This is a genomic window from Bradyrhizobium sp. 31Argb, assembly GCF_043638955.1.
GTDB lineage: Bacteria > Pseudomonadota > Alphaproteobacteria > Rhizobiales > Xanthobacteraceae > Bradyrhizobium.
On the sequence record NZ_JBEGDB010000403.1, the window covers coordinates 1 to 5,440 of the forward strand.

A 5,440-nucleotide genomic window follows, 5' to 3' on the forward strand; every position below is an offset into this window, starting at 1 on the left:
GTCCTCCTTGCCGACCAGTTGACCTGTTACCCATGTCGCCGGTCTATTCTGTTACCCATGTAGCCGGTCAGGACCGCCCTTGCCTTCTCCCCTTGTGGGAGAAGATGGCGCGCATGAAATGCGCGACGGATGAGGGATTCTCTCCGCGGGTGACGGTGATTGTGGAGACAACCCCTCACCCTAGCGGGTCCGTTGCTGGCGCCGGTCCCACAAGGGGAGAGGGCACATCAACTGGCACCGCGAAGGCGCACGGCGCGAAGCACGCCGTTCATAAGCTCAGTTGTAATAATAGTAGTCCCTGTACGCGCGACCGCGACGTGACGGCTGTTGCTGACCGAAGGCTACACGTGGATTGATGTTGCAATAGAGGTTGCGGCCGGACGCGCTCGCCATGCATTGCCCGTAGGTTTGATACGAGCAGTCGCCCGGAATGCCGAAGCCCCTGCCTTGGGCGCACCAGGGATAGTCGTAGGCCGCGGCGGGAGCGGAGCCGGCGGTGACACCCGCCCCGACGGCCGTCATTGCCAACATCAGTTTGCGCATCGTCGTTCTCCTTCGCCTTGGCCAAGCTGGCCGAGATCATGATCCGATTAGATCGGATCATGATCTCATCTTTGCTTGACCATGATCTTCCCACGCAAACGCTTCGCGTTTGTCGCGAGGGAAAACCGGTTCCCACTTTTCCGGATCATGCACATGCCTGCATCTGCAGTAGTCGCGTGGCCGGCGTCAAGGTTCAGACCACGATTGCCGCAGCAAGGTTCCTGATGATGCGCGCTTGGGTCCTATTCCACCTTCAGCCCGGCGCCCTCGACCACTTTCTTCCACTTTTCGGTCTCGGCGACGATCTCCGCACCGAACGCGTCCGGCGTCTGGATGCGTGGCTCGCCGCCCAGTTCAACCAAACGTGTTTTCATCGCCGGCTCGGCCATCACAGCGTTGATCTCGCTGTTGAGCTTGGTGATGATCTCCTTCGGTGTGTTCTTTGGCGCGCCCATGCCGAACAAGGCGCTCGCCTCGTAACCCTTGACGGTCTCGCCGACGGCCTGCACGTCGGGCAGTTGCGGCGAACGCTCCGCCGTGGTGACGCCGAGCGCCCGCAACGAGCCGGAGCGGATATGCTGGATGATCGAGGGCATGTTGTCGAAGATCACGTGCACCTGGCCGGCGAGCAGGTCGGTGATGGCCGGCGCCGCGCCGCGATAGGGCACGTGCTGCATCTTGGCGCCGCTCATCGCCATGAACATCTCGCCGGAGAGATGCACCGAGGTGCCATTGCCTGACGAGGCCATGTTCACCTTGCCGGGATTGGCTTTCACGTATGCGATGAACTCGGCGACGTTCTTGGCCGGGACGTCCTTGTTGACGGTCATCACGTTCGGCACCCGCTGGAACGAGGCGATCGGCGCGATGTCGCGAACGAAATTGAACTTCAGATTCGCATACAGCGTGGCGTTGATGTAGTTCGCAGGGTTTACCAGCAGCACGGTGTAGCCGTCCGGCTCGGCGTTGATCGCAGCTTCCGTGCCGATATTGTTGCCGGCGCCGGGCTTGTTCTCGACCACGAATTGCTGTCCGAGCTTTTCCGACAGCCGCTGCCCGATCAGGCGCGCCAGGATATCGGTGGCGCCGCCCGGCGGATAGCCGACGATCCAGCGGACCGGCCGTGCCGGATAGTCCGCCGCTGCCGAAGCGCGGCCGATCGCGAATGTCGAAATCCCGGAACCGATCAGGCCAAGCGCAGTACGGCGTGAAATCATGTAGTTTCCTCCGATATGGCCGGGTTCACACTCCGGTCCGTTTCTATTGAACTGATGACGGCGTGCGTTGTAACAAACTACGCATTGGACAGCCAGTGCGCACCCTGCGCGCTGGACCGCGACGAAAGGATGAGGCCATGGCCGTCAAGGTGAACGCGCTCGACCATCTCGTGATCAACGTGTCAGACGTGGCGCGTTCCACCGAATGGTACAGCAGGATCCTCGGCATGGAGGTCAAGGTGTTCGATCCGGGTGAAGGCAAGGCGCCACGGACCTCGCTGGTGTTCGGCAACCAGAAGATCAACGTGCGGCCGCGCGATGCCTCCAAGATCGACTGGTTCACAGCCGATCATGAGACGCCCGGCAGCGAGGACCTCTGCTTCCTCACCTCCAGCACGCCCGACGAGGTCGTCGAACATCTGAAGGCCAACGGCGTCAAGATCGAGGAAGGCCCGGTGGCCAGGCATGGCGCGCGCGGCATGCTGCGCTCGGTCTATTTCCGCGATCCAGACGGCAGCCTGATCGAGATTTCGTCGTATGAGGATGATGCCTCCTAGCACCGTCATTGCGAGCGGAGCGAAGCAATCCATTTCTCCACTTGCGGGGGCATGGATTGCTTCGTCGCTGCGCTCCTCGCAATGACGTGGAGGGAATCCGCCCGTAATATTTGCCCGCCGTACGATCCGGCGGCACAAATGCTTCTGGAATAAGAACGAAAGCAGCCAGCAAGGCTGCGCGGGAGGAAGCATGACCAATTCACAGGCAGCACCTGGTATCGTGGGACCGTTCGCAGGCCTCGACGTGCCGTGGCTGCTTCGGATGCGCGCGGAGATCCGGCGCGATCACCCGTTCCTGATCTGGGCGCCGTTCGAGGCGCCGGCGCGGAAATGGACCTATGGCGAATTTCACGAGCGCGTCGGCGCGCTGGCCGCGGGGCTCGCAAAACGCGGCGTCACGCCCGGCGAATATGTGCTGATCCATCTGGATAATTGCATCGAGGCGATGCTGGCCTGGTTCGCCTGCGTCGAGCTTGGTGCGATCGCGGTCACCACCAACACGCGCTCGGCCGCCGCCGAGATGGAATTTTTCGCCGGCCATTGCGGCGCGGTTGCCGCAATCACCCAGCCGGCCTATGCCGAATCGATCGCAGCCAATTGCCGCGACCTGCGCTGGATCGCCGTGATCTCGCATAACGCCGGCGCCGCGCCGGCACAGCCCGTGTCACGCGGCGACAGTTTTGAGGCGCTGTTCGCCGACAGCGCCGACCGGCCGCGCCGCGCCGCCGATCCGCTCGCTCCCTGCAGCGTGCAGTACACGTCCGGCACGACGTCGCGCCCGAAGGCGGTGTTGTGGACCCACGCCAATGCGCTGTGGGGCGCCAAGGTCAATGCGGTGCACGAGGACCTGCATGCCGGCGACGTGCACCAGATTTACCTGCCGCTGTTCCACACCAATGCGCTCGCCTATTCGATGCTGGCGACGCTCTGGGTCGGCGCCTCCTGCGTGATCCAGCCGCGCTTTTCCGCAAGCCGGTTCTGGGGCGTCGCGCTGGAGCATGGCTGCACCTGGACCTCGACCATTCCGTTCTGCATGAAGGCGCTGCTGGAGCACGAGATTCCTGACAACCACAAGTTCCGGCTTTGGGGCACGGCGGTGTGCGAGCCGCCGCCCTTTGCCGCATTCGGCGTCAAAACCATCGGCTGGTGGGGCATGACGGAGACCATCACCCACGGCATTGTCGGCGAGGTCGACCAGCCGAACACGCCGATGTCGATCGGCCGCGGGGCGAGTGAATACTCGATCCGCATCACCAATGATGACGGCTCGGCGACCGAAGTCGGCGGCACCGGCAATCTCTCGATCAAGGGCATTCCCGGATTGTCGCTGTTCAAGGAATATCTGCACAACGAAAAGGCCACCCGCGAAAGCTTCGACGAGCACGGCTACTTCCTGACCGGCGACCGCGTCACGCTGCTCGAGCACGGCTTCGTCAAATTCGGCGACCGCGCCAAGGACATGCTGAAGGTTGGCGGCGAGAACGTCGCGGCCTCCGAGATCGAGCAGGTGATTGCGGTGGTGCCCGGCGTGCGCGAGGCGGCGGTGGTTGCGAAGAGGCACCCGATGCTCGAGGAGGTGCCGGTGGTCTTCATCATTCCGCAAGGCGGCATCGCACCCGTCGACCTGCATGACGATGTCATGGCCGCCTGCCGCAACGCACTCGCCGACTTCAAGGTGCCGCGCGAAATCCGCTTCGTCGACGACATGCCGCGCTCGACGCTGGAGAAGGTCGCCAAAGCCGAGTTGCGGAAGATGCTGGAGTGAGGAGAACGCTGTCATTCCGGGGCGCGCATCGCGCGAACCCGGAATCTCGAGATTCCGGGTTCAACGCTGCGCGTTGCCCCGGAATGACGGTGACAATCAATAATGCCCGAATGCGACCGGGCGGAACGCCTGCAGCAATTGCTGGTCGAGCTTGGCGCCCATGTCTTCCATCATCGCGAACGCCTTGGCGTGGGTGAACTGCAGCCGGTAGGCGCGCCTCTCCACCAGCGCGGCGTAGATGTCGACAATGGTGGTGACCCGCACGATGTCGCTGATCTGGCCGCCGTGGAGACCATTCGGATAGCCGGAGCCGTCCAGCATCTCATGATGGTGCAGCACCACGTCGAGCATTTCAGGCGGAAAGCCGCCCTGGACCAAGAGCGCCTCGTAGCCGCGCCGCGGATGCTCGCGCATCTCGGCCATCTCGTCCGCCGTCAATTCGGTCGGCTTGTCCAGGATCGAGGTCGGGATGAACGCCTTGCCGACATCGTGCAGCAGCGCCGCGCGGGCAAGGCGGCGCTGGTCGTCCTCGCGCATGCCGAGGTGCTGCGCGAACGCCACCGCAAAACCGGTCACGAACAGGCAATGGCGATAGGTGTCGGTGTGATGGCAGCCGACCATGGTCAGCCATTCGCGCAAGGATGAGTGCTTGATCGCCTTCAGGATCTTGCGCTCGGCGGCGACGATGTCGCTGAATTGCAGGGGCACGCCGGCCGGCAGCTTTTCGAACATCTTGACCATCACCGCATGCGCCGCCTCGACGCCGCGGTTCAGCGCCTTGCCGCGATCGGTTTCATCGTAGCCGTCTGCGTCCGGAAACGCGGCGCGGATGCGCTGCAACAGTCCGGCAGCGTCGAACGGACGCGAGATCGTGTCGGTGGCCCCGAGCGCCCAGGCCTGCATGGTAGCGTGGTGCAATGCGTCCTGCAGCACGAACAGCCGCGGCATCTCGCGATAGGCTTCCGTCCTGAGCTTGTTGCGCACGAGCTGCACGCTCTCGGGCGAACGCAGGTTGATGTCGACCACGATGCCCGAAAGATTATCCGCGGGCTTCTCGGGAATCTCCGCGGTCGAGATGGTGTCGACCTCGCCGACGGACCGCAAAATTCTGGCCAGCTCGCTGCTTTGGTCGCCTCGATCCGACGCCAGCAACAAGCGGCGTCTTAGCGAATTCTTGTTGGCTAACGCTGTCATGAAATCCTTGGGCGTTCGCAATGACGATCGACAACCCAGGCTAGCCGAGAATGGGTTCCCTGCGGCTTAATAGGCGTGATGAACAGCGGTCTAGGCCGTGTGGACTCTTGGGATTCTCAAATCAGATTGAACGTGATTCAAGGCTTTCTTTTAGGAGGAAGCCT

At 62.9% G+C, this 5,440-nt stretch carries 5 protein-coding genes; 2 read left to right on the forward strand and 3 right to left on the reverse strand.

Annotated elements, in window-relative coordinates; translation table 11 throughout:
- Window positions 1–276: 276 nt before the first annotated feature.
- A complete protein-coding gene (locus AAFX91_RS38565) occupies window positions 277–543 on the reverse strand; it encodes a DUF3551 domain-containing protein (RefSeq protein WP_394569982.1) in 267 nt (88 codons plus the stop codon).
- A 242-nt stretch (window positions 544–785) separates the two neighbouring features.
- The gene (locus tag AAFX91_RS38570) at window positions 786–1,760 is read right to left on the reverse strand and encodes a Bug family tripartite tricarboxylate transporter substrate binding protein (protein WP_394569983.1); all 975 of its coding nucleotides are present in this window, start codon (window positions 1,758–1,760) and stop codon (window positions 786–788) included.
- A 137-nt stretch (window positions 1,761–1,897) separates the two neighbouring features.
- Between AAFX91_RS38570 and AAFX91_RS38575 the strand changes: the two genes are divergently transcribed.
- Together AAFX91_RS38575 and AAFX91_RS38580 are read left to right on the forward strand one after the other, a co-directional pair.
- A complete protein-coding gene (locus AAFX91_RS38575; RefSeq protein ID WP_394569984.1) occupies window positions 1,898–2,317 on the forward strand; it encodes a VOC family protein in 420 nt (139 codons plus the stop codon).
- A gap of 190 nt (window positions 2,318–2,507) precedes the next feature.
- Complete coding sequence (locus AAFX91_RS38580) at window positions 2,508–4,082, forward strand: AMP-binding protein (RefSeq protein WP_394569986.1); 1,575 nt, start codon at window positions 2,508–2,510, stop codon at window positions 4,080–4,082.
- Between the two features lie 96 nt (window positions 4,083–4,178).
- On the opposite strand, the gene AAFX91_RS38585 is transcribed toward AAFX91_RS38580, so the two are convergent.
- Window positions 4,179–5,276, reverse strand: coding sequence for an HD-GYP domain-containing protein (locus tag AAFX91_RS38585; RefSeq protein ID WP_394569987.1), 1,098 nt, complete (start codon window positions 5,274–5,276; stop codon window positions 4,179–4,181).
- Window positions 5,277–5,440 lie beyond the last annotated feature (164 nt).

Excerpts from the sequence above, each read along its gene's own strand:
- AAFX91_RS38570 (WP_394569983.1), bottom strand. The coding sequence starts at position 1,760 with ATGATTTCACGCCGTACTGCGCTTGGCCTGATCGGTTCCGGGATTTCG.
- AAFX91_RS38580 (WP_394569986.1), top strand. The coding sequence starts at position 2,508 with ATGACCAATTCACAGGCAGCACCTGGTATCGTGGGACCGTTCGCAGGC.
- AAFX91_RS38585 (WP_394569987.1), bottom strand. The coding sequence starts at position 5,276 with ATGACAGCGTTAGCCAACAAGAATTCGCTAAGACGCCGCTTGTTGCTG.
- AAFX91_RS38565 (WP_394569982.1), bottom strand. The coding sequence starts at position 543 with ATGCGCAAACTGATGTTGGCAATGACGGCCGTCGGGGCGGGTGTCACC.
- AAFX91_RS38575 (WP_394569984.1), top strand. The coding sequence starts at position 1,898 with ATGGCCGTCAAGGTGAACGCGCTCGACCATCTCGTGATCAACGTGTCA.